The organism is Arthrobacter sp. Dra40, from assembly GCF_059091905.1.
The window spans coordinates 1-3,388 of the sequence record NZ_JBNHHB010000366.1; the positions used below are offsets into that span (position 1 = coordinate 1).

Annotated in this window: 3 protein-coding genes and 1 pseudogene; all 4 read left to right on the forward strand. The window is 70.8% G+C overall.

Translation table 11 applies throughout. The features are described 5' to 3' along the window. Positions 1-782: pseudogene (locus AC5RWT_RS35850) on the forward strand (EscN/YscN/HrcN family type III secretion system ATPase); the annotation flags it as partial. Between the two features lies 1 nt (position 783). Beyond that, positions 784-1,206 (forward strand): flagellar FliJ family protein, encoded by a 423-nt coding sequence (locus AC5RWT_RS35855; RefSeq protein WP_494084377.1) that lies wholly within the window; start codon positions 784-786, stop codon positions 1,204-1,206. 2 nt (positions 1,207-1,208) lie between these two features. Beyond that, positions 1,209-2,087 carry a C40 family peptidase gene (locus tag AC5RWT_RS35860; RefSeq protein ID WP_494084378.1) on the forward strand — a complete coding sequence of 293 codons (879 nt, stop codon included), beginning with the start codon at positions 1,209-1,211 and terminating at the stop codon, positions 2,085-2,087. Next, the coding region (locus tag AC5RWT_RS35865) for a flagellar hook-length control protein FliK (RefSeq protein ID WP_494084379.1) at positions 2,084-3,388 on the forward strand (1,305 nt) is incomplete at its 3' end. The genes AC5RWT_RS35860 and AC5RWT_RS35865, both read left to right, overlap by 4 nt.

Sequence of the window (3,388 nt, forward strand, 5' to 3'; positions counted from 1 at the left end):
GCACCGACGCCGAGGTCTCCGTGATCGCGCTGGTGGGGGAGCGCGGGCGTGAAGTCCGCGAGTTCCTCGAAGACGACCTGGGCGAGGCCGGCCTGGCCCGCTCCATTGTGGTGGTGTCCACCTCCGACGAACCGGCGCTGATGCGGCTGCGCGCCGCCTTTACCGCCACCCGGATCGCCGAGTCCTTCCGCGACCGCGGCGCTGACGTGATGCTGATGATGGACTCGCTCACCCGCGTGGCCATGGCACAGCGCGAGATCGGGCTCTCCGTTGGGGAGCCGCCGGCCACCCGCGGCTATCCGCCGTCGACCTTCTCCGTCCTGGCCCGGCTGCTGGAACGCGCCGGCACGGCCGAGACCGGGTCGGTGACCGGCATGTATACCGTGCTGGTGGACGGCGACGACCACAACGAGCCGATTGCCGATTCTGCCCGCTCGATCCTGGACGGGCACGTGGTGCTGGACCGCAAGCTCGCCGTGTCCGGCCATTACCCGTCCATCGACCCGCTCGGTTCGATCTCCCGCGTGGCGTCCAAGGTCAACCCGCCGGAGAACACCCGGGCTGCCGGCGTGCTGCGCAAGGTACTCGCGGCCCGCAAGGCCGCGCAGGACCTGCTGGACGTGGGCGCCTACCAGCCGGGTTCCAACCCGTTGGTGGACGCGGCCGTCCAGCACGAAGACGACATCAACCTTTTCCTGCAGCAGCGGATGGACGACCAGACGCCCGCCGCGGCGGCCTGGGAGCAGCTGAACCGCCTGACCCGCACCCTTGGAGGCATGTAGCATGGCACGATCCTTCCCCCTGGCCGGGTTGCTGCGGCTGCGCCAGCTCCAGCAAGACCAGGCCGCCGGCCACCTCGCCGCCGCTAACCACCGTGCCCGTGAGTCCGGCGCCCGCGTGGTCGCGGCCCGCAACGAGCTGGGCGACATCATGAGTGAGGTTTCCGACGCCGCCACGCTGCACGCCGTGGCCGCCGCGCGCTCTGCCTCGCGCAGCATGCTTGCCGACCTGGAAAACCTAAACCGCACCCGGCAGAACGAAGCCCAGCAGGCGCAGCAGGACTTCCTCGCCGTGCGCAAGCAGTCCGTGGGGCTGGAGAAGCTTGAGACGCGGCACACCGAAGCCGCAGCGCTGGACGAGCTCCGGCGCGAGCAGCTGGTGCTGGACGAACTCTCCACCGGCGCGCGGAGCGGTGACGGACGATGAGCATGCCCGATACGCTCGGCCGGATCCAGCAGATCCAGTCCACGCTGACCCAGCTCACCCAGCCGCCAGTTGCCCCCGAAGCCGTAGCCAGCACGGCCCCGGGCAGCGGCACCGGCGGCAGCACGGCCGGCGCGTTTGCCGATGCGCTGACGGCCGCGGCGGGCAGCTCCCCTGTCGGCTCCGCCGTCAATGGATCCTCCGGCACGGCGGTTACCGGCAGTGCCGCAGAACTGATCAAAGCCACGGAAAAGTACGTCGGCCTGCCCTACGTCTGGGGCGGCAACGATGCCTCCGTGGGCCTTGACTGCTCGTCCTTCGTGCAGCACGCCTTCCGCGACATCGGCATCGACCTGCCGCGCGTCACCTGGGACCAGATGAAGGAAGGCACCCCGGTGGCTTCGATGGCCGACGCCAAGCCCGGCGACCTGCTCTTTAGTTTCGACGGCGGCCACGTGTCCATCTATCTGGGCAACGGCAAAGCCATCGACGCCCCGCAGCCCGGCGACACCATCAAGGTCCGCGACGCGTGGGAAAACGACTCGAACATCACGACCATCCGGCGGATCCTTCCGGAAGAGTCCACCGTCCAGGCCGCCGGTGCCGACGGTGCTGCCTCGGGCGCAGCAGCGCTGACGGCGGACCAGCAAAGCGCGCTGACGGATTTGATCGCCGCGGCGCAGCTCTCCACCTCGACGGGGCTGTCTTCCATGCTCACGGGCCAGAACGGCACCTCCGGTGCGATCACTGCGATGCTCTCCGGGCAGACCGGCAACACCGGATTGCCCTCCACGCTCACCGGCCGAGGCTCCACCGGAGCCGGCCAGCTGACCGACCTGCTGGCCACCGCGCAGGCCGCCTTTGCGACGGGACGAACCGCATGAGCCTCCCCGTGAACTCCCTGCCGATCGCTCCCGCGGCCTCTTCCCGCACGGGTGGGCCGTCTGCCTCGCGCTCCTCCGGCCCCGGTTTCGACGCCGCCCTGCAGGATGCACTGCAGCAGGGCTCCGCTGCTGCGGAGCGTTCCCAGCACGACGGCGGTGCCTCCACCGGCGGAACCACTTCTTCCGGCAGCAACGGTGGGCAGGCCCCTTCCGGCGAGGCCAAACCTGCCGGTGATACTGCAGCTCATGGAACAGCTGCCGCGGAGATCGCGGGCGCTCCAGCGGCCTGGCCGCCGGTCACCGGGCAGGCACTGCCGGAGGGCAGCGCCGCCGGTGCCGGAACTCCGGTTGAAGGCGAGGCAGCAGCCCTGGCAGGACAGTCCGCCGTCGCCCTGGTTCCGGGTGCTGCAGCGGTCGGAAACACATCGGTCAGCACCGGCCTCCGGCTAGCCACCGGCGCACCGGCCACCGGTGCACCGGGCGGGGAAGCAGTAACCCAGGCCGGTCACACAACAGCGGTCACCGCTGCTGTGCCGCAGGGTGGAGCCGCGGCGCCTGTCACCCCTGCTCCCGTTGGCCAAACCGCCGCAGGCGGGCAGGTCGGCGCCGCCCAAGGTGCCGGAACCGCCGCAACTTCCAGCGCAACAGCTTCGGGCGCCTTCGTTCCGGCCTCCGGAGCCGGAACCATCCCGGGAGCCGCGCCCTCGACCGGCGCCCCTGTCGCAGGAGCCCCCGTGGCGCCGGAGGCCGGGGCAGACGCCATCGAGACCCAGCGCGCCGGTCTGGCCGGCCAAGGTGTCCCCACCCAGCCCGCACCTCAGTCGACTGTCCCTGCACAGCTGCCCCCCGGCGTCGTACTTCCCGGAGAACCAGTGCCGGGCACCCCGGCACACGGCGCTGCAGCCGCACTAATAGTCGCTGCAGCTACCAATGCGCGCGGCGAGGCCGAGCAGCTTCAGGGTATTCAGGCGCCGGTCGCCGCGCCGGTCCCGGTGTCCCAGCCGGCGGCCGCCGCTTCGGCCACGGCCCCCGCTCCCACCGCGCCTAACCAGCAGTTGCCGTTCACCGCCCAGGTGGCGCGCCCGCTCTTTACGCTGGCGCAGGCCAAGCCCGGTGAGCACGTGATGACCATCAGCGTCACGCCGGACAATCTTGGTCCGGTCACCGTGCGCGCCCACGTCACGGGCGAGGGCGTCCGGGTGGAACTCTTCGCGCCGAACGATGCCGGCCGTGAAGCCTTGCGCACCATCATGGCCGACCTGAAGCGCGATCTTGCCGCCACCGGCATGAACGCAAACCTT